This is a genomic window from Pseudonocardia sp. Cha107L01 (genome assembly GCF_052566575.1).
Genome location: NZ_CP199579.1, coordinates 2,919,034 through 2,936,196, shown reverse-complemented (window position 1 = coordinate 2,936,196; position 17,163 = coordinate 2,919,034). Strand labels below are relative to the sequence as shown.

Genomic DNA, 17,163 nt, shown 5'->3' with positions numbered 1-17,163 from the left:
ACCGGCGGACCGACTAACCCCTGGCGCTGGTCCGGGTGCCGTGGCAGTGCTTGTACTTACGGCCCGAGCCGCACGGGCACGGCTGGTTGCGGGCCGGCTCCACCGAGCCGCTCGCCGCGCCGCCGGCCTGACCGCCGGACCGGGACTCCGTGCCGTCCTCCGCCGGGCCGCTGTAGCGCAGCGCGCTGGTGTTCGCGGGACCGCCGACGCCGACCCCGCGCAGTGCGCTCGGCACCGCCGGGCCGTCGGCCGACGGGTCCTGCACGGGGGTGGAGTGCCGACCGCGCTTGCTGGCCGGCACCCCGGCGGGCGGTGCGGCTGCCGCGCCGGCCGCGGCCACCTCGCCGCCGATGGTCCCGGCCGCCGTCACCACGTCGCCATTGCTCGTCGACGGGTGCGCGGGGCTGGCCGGCTCGGTCGCGTCGTCGTTGCCCTCGATCGCCATGCCGGGGCGGGTGGTGGCCTCGACCGGGGCGACCTGCACGTTGAACAGGTAACCGACGGCCTCTTCCTTGATCCCGTCCATCATGGCCGCGAACATGTCGAAGCCCTCGCGCTGGTACTCGATCAGCGGGTCGCGCTGGGCCATCGCGCGCAGCCCGATGCCCTCCTTGAGGTAGTCCATCTCGTAGAGGTGCTCGCGCCACTTGCGGTCCAGCACGGTGAGCAGGATCTGCCGCTCCAGCTCGCGCATGCCGCCCTGCGCGGGGATGGTCTCGTCGATCTCGACCTCGCGCCGGTTGTAGGACTCCATCGCGTCGGCCAGCACCGCGTCGTTCACCAGGTCGCGGGTCAGCTCGATCGGCTCACCGAACTCGTCGCTACCGCTGTCGGCGGCCTCGACCAGGTCCTGCCAGCGGATGCTGATTGGGTACAGGGTGCCCAGCGCGGTCCACAGCGCGTCGAGGTCCCAGTCCTCGGCGTAGCCGTCCTTGGTCGCGCCGTCGATGTAGGCCGCGACCACGTCGGTGATCATGTGGTCGACCTGCTCGCGCAGGTTCTCCCCGGCGAGCACCCGGCGGCGCTCGGCATAGATCACCTTGCGCTGCTGGTTCATCACCTCGTCGTACTTGAGCACGTTCTTGCGGATCTCGAAGTTCTGCTGCTCGACCTGCGTCTGCGCGCTGCGGATGGCCTTGGTGACCATGCCGGCCTCGATCGGCACGTTGTCCGGCACGTTCAGCCGGTTCATGATCGCCTCGACGGCCTGGCCGTTGAACCGGCGCATCAGCTCGTCACCCAGCGACAGGTAGAACCGGGACTGGCCCGGGTCGCCCTGGCGGCCGGACCGGCCGCGCAGCTGGTTGTCGATCCGCCGCGACTCGTGCCGCTCGGTGCCCAGCACGTACAGCCCGCCGGCGTCGCGGACCTCCTCGGCCTCGGCGGCGACCTGTTCGCGGGCCTTGGCGAGAGCGGCGTCCCAGGCGGCCTCGTACTCCTCGCGGGTCTCCACCGGGTCGAGGCCGCGGCCGCGCAGGTCCTCGTCGGCCATGAAGTCCGGGTTGCCGCCGAGCATGATGTCGGTACCGCGGCCGGCCATGTTGGTGGCCACCGTGACCGCGCCGGCGTGCCCGGCCTGGGCGATGATCGACGCCTCGCGCTCGTGGTGCTTGGCGTTGAGCACCTCGTGCGGCACGCCGCGCGACATCAGTAGCTTGGACAGGTACTCGGACTTCTCCACGCTGGTGGTGCCGACCAGGACCGGCTGGCCGGCCTGGTGCCGCTCGGTGATGTCGTCGGCGACCGCGTCGAACTTGGCCGGCTCGGTCTTGTAGATCAGGTCGGACTGGTCGGCCCGGACCATCGGCCGGTTGGTCGGGATCGACACCACGTTCATCTTGTAGATCTGGTGCAGCTCGGCCGCCTCGGTCTGGGCGGTACCGGTCATCCCGGAGAGCTTGCTGTAGAGCCGGAAGTAGTTCTGCAGGGTGATCGTGGCCAGGGTCTGGTTCTCGGCCTTGATCTCGACCTTTTCCTTGGCCTCGATGGCCTGGTGCATGCCCTCGTTGTAGCGCCGGCCCATCAGCACCCGGCCGGTGAACTCATCGACGATGAGCACCTCGCCGTCGCGCACGATGTAGTCCTTGTCGCGCTTGAACAGCTCCTTGGCCTTCATGGCGTTGTTCAGGTAACCGACCAGCGGGGTGTTCGCCGACTCGTAGAGGTTGTCGATGCCGAGCTGGTCCTCGATGTAGGCGACGCCCTCCTCGGTGACGCCCACGGTCCGCTTGCGCTCGTCGACCTCGTAGTGCACGTCCTTGATCATCAACGGCGAGAGCCGGGCGAACTCGGTGTACCAGCGGGCGCTCTGCTCGGCCGGCCCGGAGATGATCAGCGGCGTGCGGGCCTCGTCGATCAGGATCGAGTCGCACTCGTCGACGACCGCGAAGTTGTGGCCGCGCTGCACCATGTCCTCGGTCAGCCAGGTCATGTTGTCGCGCAGGTAGTCGAAGCCGAACTCGTTGTTGGTGCCGTAGGTGATGTCCGAGTTGTAGGCCTCGCGGCGCTCGGCGGGCGACATCTCGGAGAGGATCACCCCGACGCTCAGGCCCAGGAAGCGGTGGATCCGGCCCATGTTCTCGGCGTCGCGCTTGGCCAGGTAGTCGTTCACCGTGACCACGTGCACCCCGTCGCCGGAGATCGCGTTGAGGTAGGCGGGGAGCACACAGGTGAGCGTCTTGCCCTCACCGGTTCTCATCTCCGCCACGTTGCCGAGGTGCAGGGCCGCGCCGCCCATCAGCTGGACCTTGAAGTGGCGCTGCCCGATCGTGCGCACGGCGCCCTCGCGGACCACCGCGAACGCCTCGGGGAGGAGGTCGTCCAGCGTCTCGCCCTCGGCGTAGCGGGCCCGGAACTCGTCGGTCTTGGCCCGCAGCTCGGCGTCGGTGAGCCCGTGCACGTCGGCTTCGAAGGTATCGACGTGGTCGGCGATACGACTGAGCCGCCGCACCAACTTTGTCTCACCGGCACGGAGCAGACGGTTCAGTACCACCGGATGACCTCAGCTCATATTCGTGATGCGCCGCGGAGCGCGGACGCCTTTACGCCTCCATGGTAGGCACTACGCAACATACCGAGGGCACGGGCTTGGTCAGCCCGTGCCCTCGGTAGTGGTGGTTATGGCGGTCAGCCTGTTCAGGCCAGCCTGATCACTCCGTAGTCGTAGCCCTTGCGCCGGTACACCACACTCGGCAGGCCGGTCTCCTCGCAGGAGAACAGGTAGAAGTCGTGGCCGACGAGCTCCATCTGGGAGAGCGCGTCGTCGATTGACATGGGCTTGGCTTCGTGCTCCTTGTGGCGCACGATCTGGCCGGGGAGGCCCTCGATGTCCGCCGCGCCCCTGGGCATCGGAACGGCGACCTCGGGGTACTGCTCGACCCGTTCCGAACTGAGTTCCTCATCGAGCAACATGGTGCCGGCCCTCGGGCTCATGCCAGCCATGGTGCGAACGGTGCCCTGGGCTCGACGGCCGTAAGGCACCCGGCGACGGTCATGCGCGCGTCGCAGGCGCGATTCCAACTTGGCGATGGCGCTGTCTAGCGCCGCGTAGAAGTCCGGCCCGCAGGCCTCTGCCCGGGCTACCGGCCCACAGCCGCGCCCGGTGATCTCAACTCGCTGGCAACTCTTGGACTGCCGCCGGTTCCGCTCGTGGAAGAGCTCGACTTCCATTCCGACGATCTTGTGGTCGTAGCGTTCCAGCCGGGCGAGCTTGTCGCCGACATGGATCCTGAAATGTTCCGGAACCTCCACGTTCCGACCCGTAACGACTATCTCCACTCGGACCTCCCTCGCACTCGCTGTAGCACTCGCGTCGGGAAAACTCTTCGTTTGGTTGTCTAGACCGGTCTCTCTGGTTACGTGTCCTTCACCACGTGTTCAAGCCGTGGGACGCACGGTAACTCGCATCACGGTCCGGCAACAGTCCTTACCGATCAGGAGACCCCACCTGGGCGGACTCGCTTTCTGACGGTTCCCCGAACGGCTGCGAGCCACTAGAGTGGGCCGGATCGATTGACTACCCGCTGGGTGTGATAAGTGAACCCACCGGTCGCGTCGCAGAGCACCAGGGCGCCGGACACCGCGACGCCGGCCCCGCGCAGCGCCGCCACGCAGCCGCGCAGCGTCGCGCCCGTGGTCACCACGTCGTCCAGGAGGAACACCGACACCCCGGCGGGCGGCAGCGCCTCCGCCCGGACCAGCACCCGACCCCGCAGGTTGGCCGCCCGCGCGGCCGCGTCGAGCCCGACCGAGTCCCGCCCACCCCGGCGCATCCGAAGCGTCCGGGTTAACCCGATCGAGCCACCCGCCGCCGCGAACCGGGGTGCCACCAATTCGGCCATCCGCGCCGCCAGCGCCAGCATGTGGTGTCCGCCCCTGGCTCTGGCGGCCGATGCGCGGGACGGCGCCGGCACCAACCAGCACGGGCCGCCCAGCAACGGCGCACCCGGCGCGGTGAGCAAGGCGGCGGCCAGCAGCTCGCCCAGCGGCGCCGCCAGCTCCCGGCGGCCGCGCTCCTTGTAGGCCAGCAGCGCGGCGCGCAACGGACCGGAGTACGCGCCGACCGCCACCGTGGCGCAGTCCGTGCCCGCCACCCCGACCACCGTCCCCGGCGGCCCCACCCCCGCACCGCACCGCGCGCACCACGGCGGGCCGGGCGCTCCGCAACCGGCACAGCCGGCCGGCAGCACCAGGTCGGCCAGCCCCGCGAGCAGTGCGCGCGCGCCCCCTGAGGCCGCGCGGTCACCCGGTCGAAAGTTCACTACGCAAGGATGACCCGGAGCCGCGACGACAACGCCGGATCGGAGATCGAAAAGGCGCGGTTGTCCACAGCGGGGCAAGTCCACAGCGGGCAGTTGACAGCGGGCCGGTCGACAGCGCGGCAGTGACGGCGCGGGCAGGCTCGCGGCACAGCGGTCCACAGCGGAGGTGTATGTGCGCAGGGTGCGGTTCTACCGGTACGGCGGGCCCGAGGTGCTGACCGTGGAGGAGGCATCGGTGCCGGAGCCCGGCGTGGGTGAGCTGCTGCTCGAGGTGAGCCTGGCCGGCGTCACGCTGCCGGTGGTCCGGCTGACCCGGGGCAACCCGGACGGCGGCGGCGCGCCGCTGCCCTACGCGCCCGGCGGCGAGGTGGTCGGCCGGGTCGCCGGGATCGGTCCCGGCGTCATCGGGTGGACGGTCGGGCAGCGGGCGGCCGGGCTGGCATTCCACGGCAGCTACGCCGAGTTCGCCGTGGTGTCCGCCGCGCTGCTGAACCCGGTACCGGACGGGATCAGCGACGAGGCCGCCGTGCTGCTGGTCCGGGGCGGGCAGGTGGCGCTCGGCGCGCTCGATGCCTCGTGCCTGCGGGCCGGCGAGAGCGTGCTGGTCACCGCCGCCGCCAGTGGGGTGGGGCACCTGGCGGTCCAGCTGGCCAGGGCGCGCGGCGCGGGGCGGGTGATCGCGGCCGTCGGTCCGGACGGTGCCGCCGCGAAGGCGGACGCGCTGCGCGCGCTGGGCGCCGACCAGGTGGCCGACTACCAGGCCAGCGACTGGGGCGCCCCGGTGGACGTGGTGCTGGACGGGGCCGGCGGCACGGTGCAGACGGCCGGCCTGGACGCGCTGGCCCCGTTCGGGCGGCTGGTCAGCTACAACGGCGTCGGCGGCAACCTGGACGCCAACGAGCTGCGGATGCGCAGCGCGGCCGTCATCGGGTTCAACATGGCGCACTTCGCGCGGCTGCGCCCGGAGGCCTACGCGGCCAACCAGCGCACGCTGTGGGAGCTGTGCCTGGCCGGCGAGCTGCGGCCGCTGGTACACCGCGTGTTGCCCCTGGAGCGGGCCGAGACGGCGCACCGCATCATCGAGGCGCGGGAGAACGTCGGCCGGGTGCTGCTCGCCGCCCAGCCGTAGTTCCGGCTCGCACACACCTGGTGGAGGCCGCACAGGGCCTGCACGGTCTGTGCGAGCGGCACCAGGTCTGTGCGGGCCGCCACGACGGGCTCAGCCAGCTCAGCCGGGGAAGCCTGCCACCGAGCTGGCTGCGCCGCCGACCAGTTGGCGCCAGCTGCCCAGGTCGTCCGCGCCGAAGCTCCACAGCCCGTTCTGGTCGGTCACCAGCAGCGGGCGGCCGGGGCCGGTGGCGATCGCGGTGAGCGGCGGGGTGAGGTTGTTGGTCGGCAGCGGGTGCAGGTCAAGGCCGTCCACCGAGACCAGGGCGACCGCGGTGTCCGGGCGCCGGCCGGCCACCGCGATCTGGTCGGCGGCCCGCCAGTCCACCGCGACCAGCGAGGTGAGTTTGTTCGGCAGCAGCATCCGCACGTTGCGCACGCTGACCGCCCCCGCCGGGGACCGCGCCACCGCCCCGACCACCAACATGCCGCTGATGACGGCCGCCACCCGCATCCCGTCCCGGGACAGCCGCAGGTCGTTGATCTGGCCCAGCGAGGTCAGCGCGGAGTCGTCCATCGGGGCCACCGACGGGTGGCCGGACTGGTCGAGCACCAACCGGACCACCGCCGTGCCGTTGCGTACCGTCCAGACCTCGTTGCCCGGCGGCGTCCAGGTGGGCCGGGTCAACGTGGCGCCCTGCACCCCGCTCGGCGCCAGCGGGCCGCCGACCCGGCCGATCAGCAGCTGCCGGCCGGCCTGCCGGCTCACCGCGGCCAGCCGCTGGCCGTCGGCGGACAGCGTCGCGGAGAGCAGGTCGTAGCCGCCGGCGCCGGGCGGCCCGGCCAACGGGTCACCGAGCCCGTTGGCGCCCAGCGTGCGCGCCTTGCCGCCGACCACGACCAGCCCGGCGACGTCCGGCCGTGGGTCGTCGGCGCCGGCCAGGTCGGCGAACGTCTCCCGGGTCACGATGGGGTGCTCGGGCAGCATCGGGGCACCGTCGTCGAGCAGCCGGACCCTGGTCACGTTCACCTCGCCCAGGCTCAGCGCCACCTGGGCGGCCAACAGCCGGCGGCGGGCGTCGTCCAGGTCACCGAGCTCGGTCAGGTCGACGATGATCGCGCCGTCCGGGGTCTCCGCGACGTTCGAGCGCAGCCGGGCGGTGCGCGGGATGGCGCTGGTCGCGGCGCCGGTGAGGGCGTCGGACGGGCCGGCGAGCAGGGCGTCCACCATCCGCGACGGCATGGTGCGCGCCGGGTTGGCCGGCAGGTAGCGCAGGTCCGGCACGGGGCTGTCCTGCACCGGGTCCATGAAGTAGGCGCGGACGGCCTTGAAGTTCGCCTGGAAGTCCGACAGCCGCACGATGGTGCCGCTGGGCGGCCCGTCGATGCGCCACTGGTCGCCGTCCTTGGCGACCTGGATGTCCACCTCGACCGGGGCCTCGGCCTGCATGAAGCTGCCGTCCAGGCTGCGCCGGCCGATCTGGCTGCCGCGCAACCGCACCACGGCCCGGTCGCCGTCGCCCGGTGGGCGGGCGTAGACGGTGTCGAACTGGTCGGCCAGCACGGTGAGCGAGGCCGCATCGTCCCAGCTCTGCGCCCCGCCGGTGAGGAATCGGCGCGCGGCCGCATGGCGGTTGTCGCTGCTGCCGGAGGCGTTGACGAAGCCGCGGACCAGATCCAGCGGGTTGGCGTTGTTGCCCGGTCCGGGGGGCAGCGCGGGGCCCTCGCCCTCGGTGACCTTGCGCAGCACCTGCACCGGCGACTCGTTCGGCACCGTCGCGCAGCCGGCCAGCAACCCGGCGGCCAGCAGCACCAGCAGCACCCGGACCCAGCCGCGGCTCACCATTGCTCCCCGATGCCCGCCGAGCTCACCCGACCGGCCCCGTCGGCGCCGTTCTGCGACGTCGAACCCGGTCCCGACCCGGTACCCGCGCCCGGAGCCGCCCCGGGACTCGATGCTGGTGTTGATGCGGGTGTCGATGCGGGCAGCCCCGGAACGCTCGCCGCCGGGCCGGTCGCCGAGGACCCCACCGGCTCGGCGGCGGCGAGCAGTGCACCGTCGAGCGGCTCGTCGGTCGGCACCAGGGTCAGCGGGCTGCCGTCCAGCTCGCCGCCGACCGTGCGGGGCAGGGTGAGCCGGAACGCCGCGCCGCGACCGGGTTCGCCCCAGGCCTGCAACCAACCGCCGTGCAGCCGGGCGTCCTCCAGGCTGATGGACAGCCCGAGCCCGGTGCCGCCGCTGCGCCGGGCCCGCGACGAGTCGGCCCGCCAGAACCGGTTGAACACCAGCCCGGCCTCCCCCGGCCGCAACCCCAGGCCGTGGTCGCGGACCAGTACCGCGACGCTGTCCTCGTCGGCGCCCAGCCGGATCTGGATCGGCCGGCCCTCGCCGTGGTCCAGCGCGTTGGCCACCAGGTTGCGCACGATCCGCTCCACCCGGCGCGGGTCGATCTCGGCGTACACCCCCGGCGGCACGTCCAGCTCGAGCCGGGTGCCACTCTCCTCGGCCAGACCCCGGACCGCCTCCACCGCGCGCCGCACCACCGACCGCATGTCGGTGCGCTCGGCGCCCAGCTCGGCCATGCCGGCGTCCAGCCGACTGATCTCGAGCAGGTCGGCGAGCAGTGCCTCGAACCGGTCCAGCTCCTCGACCAGCAGCTCCGAGGACCGGCGCAGCGCGTGCGGCAGCTGGTCGCGGGACGCGAAGAGCACGTCGGCGGCCATCCGCACGGTGGTCAGCGGGGTGCGCAGCTCGTGGCTGACGTCGGAGGTGAACCGCCGCTGCAGCGCGCCGAACTCCTCGAGCTGGCGGATCTGGCTCTGGATGCTGCTGGCCATCTCGTTGTAGGACTCGGCGAGGCGGGCCACCTCGTCGTCGCCCTTCACCGGCATCCGTTCCTCGAGATGCCCGTCGGCGAACCGCTCCGCCACCTCGGCGGCCTGCTGCACGGGGCGCACCACCTGCCGGGTGACCAGGCTGGTCACCGCGGCGAGCAGCAGGACCAGCACCAGCCCGCCGACGATCAGCGTGCTCTGCACGAGGCCCAGCGTGCGTTGCTCGGCGGCCAGCGAGAACAGCAGGTAGAACTGCAGGTCGCGGCCCGCGGTACGGACCGGTTGGCCGTAGATCACCATCGGCACGCCGTCCACGGTCTTGAACTCCACCGCGAGCGCGCCGCTCTGCACCGCGCGGCGCAGGTCCAGCGGGATGGTGTCCAGCCGGCCGGCCCAGGCCTGGTTGCCGCCCCGGGCGTCCTCGGTCGCCAGCACGGCGCGGAAGTCACCGGCGTTCTGGGTGCTGGGCTGGTCGGTCAGCGTGGTCACGCTGAGCCGGTCGAGGGCCTTGTTGAGGGTGCCCTCGACGTACTCGTCGTCCGGGTTGACGCCGGACAGGTCACGCTCCAGCTCAGCGGTGGCGGTCTCCATCTGGATCCGGGCCGCGTCGACCTTGCCCTGGACCAGGCGCTCCGCGATCTCGGTCTGCAGCAGCAACCCGAGCACGATCAACACACCGGCGCACAGCGCGAGCGTGCTCACCGCCACCCGCAGCTGCAGGGAGCGCCGCCACGCTGCCCCGAAGATGGCCCGCAGCTCGGCGAACAGGTGGCCCAGCCCGCGCACGATGGCGCGCGTCCGGCGGGCACCTGGGATACGAAGCACCAGCGCGCCGGCCCGACGCGCGGCCGACCGAGCTGTCATCAGGACGGACTGGTTGCCCGGCTGATCGCCGGGTCGGTCACGGAGGTCCGGCCTTGTACCCCACGCCTCGCACCGTCAGCACCACCTCAGGTCGCTCCGGATCACGCTCCACCTTGGACCGCAACCGCTGCACGTGCACGTTCACCAGCCTGGTGTCCGCCGCGTGCCGGTAGCCCCACACCTGTTCGAGGAGCACCTCGCGAGTGAACACCTGCCGGGGCTTGCGGGCCAGTGCCACCAGCAGGTCGAACTCCAGCGGGGTGAGTGAGATGGCCTGACCGGCCCGCATCACCTGGTGCGCCGGGACATCGATGTCCACCTCGCCCACCGTCAGCATCTCGGCGGGCTCGGCATCGGTGCGGCGCAGCCGGGCCCGGATCCGGGCGACCAGCTCCTTGGGCTTGAACGGCTTGATCACGTAGTCGTCGGCGCCGGACTCGAGACCGAGCACCACGTCCACGGTGTCGCTCTTCGCCGTGAGCATCACGATCGGCACGCCGGACTCGGCACGGATCGCCCGGCACACGTCGATGCCGTTCATCCCGGGCAGCATCAGATCCAGCAGCACCACGTCGGGACGCAGCTCGCGCACCGCCGGCAGCGCGCGTGGGCCGTCGGACACCACAGCCGTGTCGAAACCCTCCCCGCGCAGCACGATGGAGAGCATCTCGGAAAGCGCAGGGTCGTCGTCGACTACCAGTACGCGCGACTTCATGACCGGTATCGTGTCATCCCCGCCCGACAGTGCGACGCGGCGGTCCGAAGGTGGCGGCGTTTTACACCCCACAGACCCCTGACAGCGGCGTTATCCTGGGCTAATGGGTATTAGAAGACTCAACCATGCAGTGTTGTACATCCGGGACGTCGAGCGCAGCGTCGCCTTCTACCGGGATGTGCTCGGTTTCCGCGAGATCCACCGGCTCCCCAACGCCGCGTTCCTCCGGGCCGCCGACTCGGACAACGACCACGACCTCGGGCTGTTCCAGATCGGCGCGCAGGCCGCCGACTCGCCGGCCGGGCGCACCGCGGTGGGGCTCTACCACCTGGCCTGGTCGGTCGGCACGCTCACCGAGCTGGCCGAGTACGAGCAACGGCTGCGCGAGGCAGGCGCACTGGTCGGCGCCTCCGACCACGTGACCACCAAGGCGCTCTACGCCAAGGACCCGGACGGGCTGGAGTTCGAGGTGTCCTGGCTGGTGCCGCTGGACCGGGTCACCGAGGCGATGCGGGGCGAGCTGGCCATCGCGCCGCTGGACCTGACCGCGGAGATCCTCCGCTGGGGCCCCGACCTGGTCGGCATGTCCTGACCCGCACGGGGTTCCCCGCGAGTCGGGGATTCCGTCCGCGCGAGTCGGGGATTCTGTCAGCGCGCCCGGACGCTCTCAGCACGACCGCCGCCGCGCTCCACGGCTGAGTACGGTCGGCGCCATGCCGCTGACCCACCCCGCCCATCCCGCGCACCCCGGCCGCCCGCACCGCCCGGAGTTCGGCGTGAACCCGGTGTTCACCAGCGAGCCGATGACCGTGCCCAAGTACGCGTTGCCGGCCAGCGGCATGGACCCGGACATCGCGTACCAGATCGCGCACGACGAGCTGATGCTCGACGGCAACGCCCGGCTGAACCTGGCGACCTTCGTGTCCACCTGGATGGAGCCGCAGGCCACGAAGCTGATGTCCGAGTGCTTCGACAAGAACATGATCGACAAGGACGAGTACCCGCGCACCGCCGAGCTGGAGGAGCGGTGCGTGCGGATGCTCGCCGGGCTGTGGCACGCCGCCGAGCCGCACGCCGCCGTCGGCTGCTCGACCACCGGCTCGTCCGAGGCGTGCATGCTCGCCGGCCTGGCACTCAAGCGGCGCTGGCAGCGGGCCCGCCAGGAGGCCGGCGAGCAGTCGGACCGGCCGAACATCGTCATGGGCATCAACGTGCAGATCTGCTGGGAGAAGTTCGCCAACTTCTGGGAGGTCGAGCCGCGGTACGTGCCGATGGACGGCGACCGGTTCACCCTGTCCGCCGAGGAGGCCGTGAAGCTGGTCGACGAGAACACCATCGGCGTGGTGGCCATCCTCGGCTCCACGTTCGACGGTTCGTACGAGCCGGTGGCCGAGATCGTCGCCGCGCTGGACGAGCTCCACGGGCGCACCGGGCTGGACGTGCCGGTGCACGTGGACGGCGCGTCCGGGGCGATGATCGCGCCGTTCCTGGACCCGGCGCTGACCTGGGACTTCCAGCTGTCCCGGGTGGCTTCGATCAACACCTCCGGGCACAAGTACGGGCTCGTGTACCCCGGCGTCGGCTGGATCGTGTGGCGGGACGCGGCGGCGCTGCCCGAGGACCTGGTGTTCCGGGTCAACTACCTCGGCGGTGACATGCCGACCTTCGCGCTGAACTTCTCCCGCCCGGGCGCGCAGGTGGCGGCCCAGTACTACAACTTCCTGCGGCTGGGCTTCGAGGGCTACCGGCGGGTGCAGCAGGGCTCCCGGGACGTGGCCACGCGGCTCGCCGGCGAGATCGCGAAGCTCGGCCCGTTCCGGCTGCTCACCGACGGCGGCGAGCTGCCGGTGTTCGCGTTCACCCTGAACGCCGACGTCACCGGCTACTCGGTGTTCGACGTCTCGGCCGGCCTGCGGGAGAACGGCTGGCTGGTACCGGCGTACACGTTCCCGGCCAACCGCACCGACCTGGCCGCGCTGCGCATCGTGATCCGCAACGGCTTCAGCCATGACATGGCCGACATGCTGCTCGCCGACCTGGGTCAGCTGTTGGCCCGGCTGGCCAAGCAGTCCGAGCCGGTGCGCGGCAGGGAGGCGGCCGGCTTCGCGCACGGCGCCGGTTCCGCGAAGTAGCCGCCACGACGGACGCCCGGGGAACCGACCGGGTCAGAGGGTGCCGGTCGGTTGCCAGCCGGGCGGGCCGAACAGGTAGCCGCCCCGGTCCCGCCAGGACCGCGCCCGGCGCAGGTCGCGAACGATCGCGGCGTACTCGCCGAACTGCAGCCGCAGCAGGTTGTAGGTGTCCACCGGCTTGGTCAGGCCGTAGGTCGGCCGGTGCCGCTCCTCGGCGAAGGTGCCGAACAGCCGATCCCAGATGATCAGGATGCCGGCGTAGTTCTTGTCCAGGTACTCCGGGTCGCTGCCGTGGTGGACCCGGTGGTGCGACGGGGTGTTGAAGACGAGCTCGAACGCCCTCGGCAGCTTGTCGATCTTCTCGGTGTGCACCCAGAACTGGTACATCAGGTTGATCGAGAACCCGGTGTACACCAGCACCGGCGGCATCCCGAGCAGCGGCAGCGGCAGCCACATCAGGTTCTCGAACCAGAGGTTCCACTTCTGCCGCAGCGCGGTGGAGTAGTTGAAGTACGCGCTGGAGTGGTGCGCCTGGTGCGCCGCCCAGACGACCCGGATCCGGTGCGACATCCGGTGGTAGAAGTACCAGAGCAGGTCGACGGCCAGGATCAGCAGCGCCCAGGTCCACCAGGCGTCGGCCGGCAGGTGCCAGGGCGCGAGGTAGACGTAGATCGCGGCGAACCCGACCAGCGAGACGGTCCGGAACACGACGGCGGACAAGGACCCGATCAACCCCATGAACAGGCTGGTGCGGGTGTCCGCCGGGGCGTACCCGCGCAGCGGCGGGTCGCCGTCGCTGTGCCGGATGGCGAGCAGCTCGACGACGATGAACAGCGCGAACACCGGCAGCGCGTAGCCCACCGGGTCGTGCAGCTGCGCCAGCATCGCGTCGAGCACCGCAACCTCCCGCGTCCTTAACTCGCCGGTAACTTACCGCGGGAATCCCCAGTTCAGAAGCCGTGGGTGGCGACTGGTCCCAGAGGACCACTCGCCACTCACGGGGCCTGACCTGGGGATTCGCCGGAATGTGCACCGTGCGGACGGCGGCGTTCTCCCACTAGGATCGCGGTATGGATCTTGGCGTCGGTCTGCCCTCCACCATCCCCGGCGCGACCGGGGCGGACATCCTGATCTGGGCGCGCGAGGCGGACACCGCCGGTTTCGCCAGCGTCGGCACCCTGGACCGGGTCGTCTACGGCAACCACGAGACGATCCCGACGCTGGCCGCCGCCGCGGCGGTGACCAGCCGGGTCCGGCTGACCACGGCGATCCTCATCGCACCGCACCGGGGCAACGGCGCGATCCTGGCCAAGCAGCTGGCCACCGTGGACAGTTTCTCCGGCGGCCGGCTGACACTGGGCATCGCGGTCGGCGGCCGACCGGACGACTACGAGGCCGCCGGTGCCGACTTCGACGGCCGGGGCGCGGTGTTCGACGCGCAGCTGGCCGAGTTCCGCGCGGTCTGGGGCGGCGAGTCGCGGGGAACCGCCGGAGCGATCGGGCCGGCCCCGGTGCAGGCCGGCGGGCCGCCGCTGCTGATCGGCGGGACAGGTAAGGCCGCCCTGCGCCGGGTCGTGAGCCGCGGCGCCGGCTGGATCGCCGGCGGCGGCGGACTGCCGATGTTCAACCAGGGTGCCGAGCGGATCCGCCGGGCCTGGAGCGAGGCCGGCCGCGACGGCGCGCCCCGGTTCGCCGCGCTGTCCTACTTCGCTCTCGGCCCGGACGCCGTCTCGCTGGCCGAGGGCTACCTGCACAACTACTACGCGTTCCTCGGCGACTACGCGAGCAACATCTCGGCCGGCGCGCTGACCACCGAGGCCGACATCCGCGACACGGTCGCCGGGTTCGCCGACGCGGGCTGCGACGAGCTGGTGCTGTTCCCCTGCTCGCCGGACGTCGACCAGCTGCGCAGGCTGGCCGACGTCGCCCTGGCCTGACCCGGCCGAAGCAACCGCGACCCGCGAGCCCCGCGGCTCTAGGCCAGCAGGTCCTTGACCACGACGTCCACGGACACCTCGCCGCTCCCGTCCAGCACCCGCCACGGGCTGACCCAGTCCGCCGCCGCCAGCTCGTCGTACACCCGCGAGCACCGTCGCTGCAGGGCGTCGTCGGACTCGTAGCTGTCCCGCGCACGGGAGGCGTCCAGCGTCTCCCGCCGCGCGGCCCGCTCGGCGGCGACCTCCCGGGGCACCCGGAGCAGCAGCTGCAGGTCCGGCGCCGGGATCGCGAACCGCTCCAGCTCGAGCGCCCGCACCCAGGCCACGAAGTCCCCGGCGCCGCTCTGGTGCAGCCGGGCCGCACCGTAGGCCGCGTTGGAGGCCAGGTACCGGTCCACCAGCACCACGTCCGACTCGGCCAACGCGGTGCGCAGCTCGCCGGCCGCCGCCCGCCGGTCCAGCCCGAACAGCACCGCCATGCCGTGCACCGAGTCGGTCAGGTCACCGAGGCGGCCGTGCAGCGCGTCGGCCACGAGCGAGCCGTAGACGTCGGCGTCGTAGCGCGGGAACGCGGCGCGGGCGACCCGGGCACCGCCGGCCGACAGCGCCCCGGCCAGCGTCTCGACCAGGGTGCGCTTGCCGGCCCCGTCCAGGCCCTCGATCACCACCAGGCGTCCCACGCCCGGCAGGCTAGCCACCGGCCGCGTTCCCCGACTCAGCTACCCGCCCGTGAGCTCAGGCGATCAGGTCCGCCACCGACGGCCAGCTGGCGGCGAACCCCGGGTGCAGGGTGAGCCCGGCCAGCTCGTCCTGGCGGACCCAGGCGACCTCGGTGCTCTCCGCGCTCAGCGTGGTGATCGGGACCAGCGAGTCGGCCTCGGCGAACACCGTCACGTAGGACCAGCCGCCGTGGTCGTCGACGTACTGGCCGGTCACCGTGTACGCCGACGCCGGCAGCGAGGCCTCCTCCCACGCCTCTCTGCCGGCGGCCTGCACGGCGGTCTCGTCGGGCGCGCGCGCACCGCCGAGCAGGCCCCAGGTGTCACCGTGGTGGCTCCACGAGGCGCGGTGCTGCATCAGCAGCCACCGCGTCCCGTCGTCCGAGCGGTGCTGGGCCAGCAGCCCGGCCGCGCCGAACAGGCCCCAATGCCGGTGGCCGCGCGCACAGCGCGTCCACCCGTCGCCGGCTGGCACCGGGGGCCGACCTCAGTACCGGTAGTGGTTGGGCTTGTACGGGCCCTCGACGTCCACCCCGATGTACTCGGCCTGGTCCTTGGTGAGCTTGGTCAGCTCACCGCCGAGGGCGAGCACGTGCACCTTGGCGACCTTCTCGTCAAGGATCTTGGGCAGCATGTAGACGTCGTTGTTGTACTCCTCGTGCTTCGTGAACAGCTCGATCTGCGCGATCGTCTGGTTGGCGAAGCTGGTGCTCATCACGAACGACGGGTGGCCGGTGGCGTTGCCCAGGTTCAGCAGCCGCCCCTCGGACAGCACGATGATCGAGTGCCCGTCCGGGAAGACCCACTCGTCGACCTGCGGCTTGATGTTGATCCGGTGGATGCCCGGGTAGCGGGCCAGGCCGGCCATGTCCAGCTCGTTGTCGAAGTGCCCGACGTTGCCCACGATCGCCTGGTGCTTCATCCGGGCCATGTGGTCGGCGGTGACGATGTCCTTGTTGCCGGTGGTGGTGATCAGGATGTCGGCCTTGTCGATCACCGACTCCAGGGTGGCGACCTGGTAGCCCTCGAGCAGGGCCTGCAGCGCGCAGATCGGGTCCGCCTCGGTGACGATCACCCGGGCCCCCTGCGCGGACAGCGCCTGGGCCGAACCCTTGCCCACGTCGCCGTAGCCGGCCACCACCGCGACCTTGCCACCGATCAGCACGTCGGTACCCCGGTTGATGCCGTCGACCAGTGAGTGCCGGATGCCGTACTTGTTGTCGAACTTCGACTTGGTCACCGAGTCGTTCACGTTGATCGCCGGGAACAGCAGCAGCCCCTGCTCGGCGAACTGGTAGAGCCGGTGCACCCCGGTGGTGGTCTCCTCGGTGACGCCGCGGATCTCGGCGGCGGCCCGCGTCCAGCGCTGCGGGTCGGCCGACAGCGAGTTGCGGAGCGTCTCCAGGATGACCTTGTACTCGTCGGAGTCGTCGTCCTCGGCATTCGGCACCACGCCGGCCGCCTCGTACTGCACGCCCTTGTGCACCAGCAGGGTGGCGTCACCGCCGTCGTCCAGGATCATGTTCGGTCCCTGGTTGCCGCCGTCCGTGCCGTCGGCGGAGGTCGGCCAGGTGAGCATCTGCTCGGTGCACCACCAGTACTCGTCCAGCGACTCGCCCTTCCAGGCGAAGCAGGGGACTCCCTGGGGCTCCTCCGGCGTGCCGTGCGGGCCCACCACGACCGCGGCGGCCGCACCGTCCTGGGTGGAGAAGATGTTGCACGACGCCCAGCGCACCTGAGCGCCGAGCGACACCAGCGTCTCGATCAGTACCGCGGTCTGCACCGTCATGTGCAGCGAGCCGGAGACCCGCGCCCCGTGCAGCGGCTGCGCCTCGGCGTACTCCCGGCGCAGCGCCATCAGACCCGGCATCTCGTGCTCGGCCAGCCGGATCTCCTTACGGCCGAACTCCGCCAGCGCCAGGTCGGCAACCGCGAAGTCGACCCCGTTGCGCCGGTCGAGCCGGCCGCCGGACCGGACAGTGTCGGTAGTTGGTGCGCTCATGCTCCCCTTGTCCTCCTCATCAGAACAGGGGCCACGCTACCTGGCCGCCCCGCGCCCGATCTAGGTCGAGCCGACCCGTCGAATGCGGCGGG

The 17,163-nt window shown here is 71.6% G+C and carries 14 protein-coding genes; 4 read left to right on the top strand and 10 right to left on the bottom strand.

What is annotated here, in order from left to right:
- Positions 1-13 precede the first annotated feature (13 nt).
- The 3 genes from secA to ACTXG6_RS13900 form a co-directional block, all read right to left on the bottom strand.
- The gene (gene secA, locus ACTXG6_RS13910) at positions 14-2,992 is read right to left on the bottom strand and encodes a preprotein translocase subunit SecA (protein ID WP_445188208.1); all 2,979 of its coding nucleotides are present in this window, start codon (positions 2,990-2,992) and stop codon (positions 14-16) included.
- Between the two features lie 143 nt (positions 2,993-3,135).
- A complete protein-coding gene (hpf, locus tag ACTXG6_RS13905; protein ID WP_445188207.1) occupies positions 3,136-3,777 on the bottom strand; it encodes a ribosome hibernation-promoting factor, HPF/YfiA family in 642 nt (213 codons plus the stop codon).
- Between the two features lie 215 nt (positions 3,778-3,992).
- Entirely contained in the window at positions 3,993-4,760 is a 768-nt protein-coding gene (locus tag ACTXG6_RS13900; protein ID WP_445188206.1) for a ComF family protein, read from the bottom strand.
- A gap of 172 nt (positions 4,761-4,932) precedes the next feature.
- Between ACTXG6_RS13900 and ACTXG6_RS13895 the strand changes: the two genes are divergently transcribed.
- The gene (locus ACTXG6_RS13895; protein WP_445188205.1) at positions 4,933-5,889 is read left to right on the top strand and encodes a quinone oxidoreductase family protein; all 957 of its coding nucleotides are present in this window, start codon (positions 4,933-4,935) and stop codon (positions 5,887-5,889) included.
- 99 nt (positions 5,890-5,988) lie between these two features.
- Here ACTXG6_RS13895 and ACTXG6_RS13890 read toward each other — a convergent pair whose 3' ends face one another.
- From ACTXG6_RS13890 to mtrA, 3 genes are read right to left on the bottom strand one after another with little or no spacing between them, the layout of a single operon-like run.
- Positions 5,989-7,710, bottom strand: a complete 1,722-nt coding sequence (locus ACTXG6_RS13890; protein ID WP_445188204.1) for an LpqB family beta-propeller domain-containing protein — start codon at positions 7,708-7,710, stop codon at positions 5,989-5,991.
- A complete protein-coding gene (gene mtrB / locus ACTXG6_RS13885) occupies positions 7,707-9,566 on the bottom strand; it encodes an MtrAB system histidine kinase MtrB (protein WP_445188203.1) in 1,860 nt (619 codons plus the stop codon). Before mtrB ends, ACTXG6_RS13890 begins: the two co-directional genes overlap by 4 nt.
- 37 nt (positions 9,567-9,603) lie before the next feature.
- The gene (mtrA, locus tag ACTXG6_RS13880; RefSeq protein WP_445188202.1) at positions 9,604-10,281 is read right to left on the bottom strand and encodes an MtrAB system response regulator MtrA; all 678 of its coding nucleotides are present in this window, start codon (positions 10,279-10,281) and stop codon (positions 9,604-9,606) included.
- 103 nt (positions 10,282-10,384) lie between these two features.
- Between mtrA and ACTXG6_RS13875 the strand changes: the two genes are divergently transcribed.
- Entirely contained in the window at positions 10,385-10,873 is a 489-nt protein-coding gene (locus ACTXG6_RS13875; protein ID WP_445188201.1) for a VOC family protein, read from the top strand.
- 121 nt (positions 10,874-10,994) lie between these two features.
- Positions 10,995-12,413, top strand: a complete 1,419-nt coding sequence (locus ACTXG6_RS13870) for a glutamate decarboxylase (RefSeq protein ID WP_445188200.1) — start codon at positions 10,995-10,997, stop codon at positions 12,411-12,413.
- A gap of 33 nt (positions 12,414-12,446) precedes the next feature.
- Here ACTXG6_RS13870 and ACTXG6_RS13865 read toward each other — a convergent pair whose 3' ends face one another.
- Entirely contained in the window at positions 12,447-13,310 is an 864-nt protein-coding gene (locus ACTXG6_RS13865) for a sterol desaturase family protein (protein ID WP_445188199.1), read from the bottom strand.
- A gap of 173 nt (positions 13,311-13,483) precedes the next feature.
- Between ACTXG6_RS13865 and ACTXG6_RS13860 the strand changes: the two genes are divergently transcribed.
- A complete protein-coding gene (locus ACTXG6_RS13860) occupies positions 13,484-14,350 on the top strand; it encodes an LLM class flavin-dependent oxidoreductase (protein ID WP_445188198.1) in 867 nt (288 codons plus the stop codon).
- Between the two features lie 38 nt (positions 14,351-14,388).
- Here the strand turns inward: ACTXG6_RS13860 and ACTXG6_RS13855 are convergent, their stop codons facing one another.
- The 3 genes from ACTXG6_RS13855 to ahcY are packed head-to-tail and all read right to left on the bottom strand — an operon-like array spanning position 14,389 to position 17,071.
- Positions 14,389-15,030 (bottom strand): dTMP kinase, encoded by a 642-nt coding sequence (locus tag ACTXG6_RS13855; RefSeq protein WP_445188197.1) that lies wholly within the window; start codon positions 15,028-15,030, stop codon positions 14,389-14,391.
- A 55-nt stretch (positions 15,031-15,085) separates the two neighbouring features.
- Positions 15,086-15,544 (bottom strand): NUDIX hydrolase, encoded by a 459-nt coding sequence (locus tag ACTXG6_RS13850; RefSeq protein ID WP_445188196.1) that lies wholly within the window; start codon positions 15,542-15,544, stop codon positions 15,086-15,088.
- A 12-nt stretch (positions 15,545-15,556) separates the two neighbouring features.
- Positions 15,557-17,071, bottom strand: a complete 1,515-nt coding sequence (gene ahcY, locus ACTXG6_RS13845; RefSeq protein ID WP_445188195.1) for an adenosylhomocysteinase — start codon at positions 17,069-17,071, stop codon at positions 15,557-15,559.
- Positions 17,072-17,163 lie beyond the last annotated feature (92 nt).

Excerpts from the sequence above, each read along its gene's own strand:
- ACTXG6_RS13860 (WP_445188198.1), top strand. The coding sequence starts at position 13,484 with ATGGATCTTGGCGTCGGTCTGCCCTCCACCATCCCCGGCGCGACCGGG.
- ahcY (WP_445188195.1), bottom strand. The coding sequence starts at position 17,071 with ATGAGCGCACCAACTACCGACACTGTCCGGTCCGGCGGCCGGCTCGAC.
- mtrB (WP_445188203.1), bottom strand. The coding sequence starts at position 9,566 with ATGACAGCTCGGTCGGCCGCGCGTCGGGCCGGCGCGCTGGTGCTTCGT.
- ACTXG6_RS13870 (WP_445188200.1), top strand. The coding sequence starts at position 10,995 with ATGCCGCTGACCCACCCCGCCCATCCCGCGCACCCCGGCCGCCCGCAC.
- ACTXG6_RS13875 (WP_445188201.1), top strand. The coding sequence starts at position 10,385 with ATGGGTATTAGAAGACTCAACCATGCAGTGTTGTACATCCGGGACGTC.
- mtrA (WP_445188202.1), bottom strand. The coding sequence starts at position 10,281 with ATGAAGTCGCGCGTACTGGTAGTCGACGACGACCCTGCGCTTTCCGAG.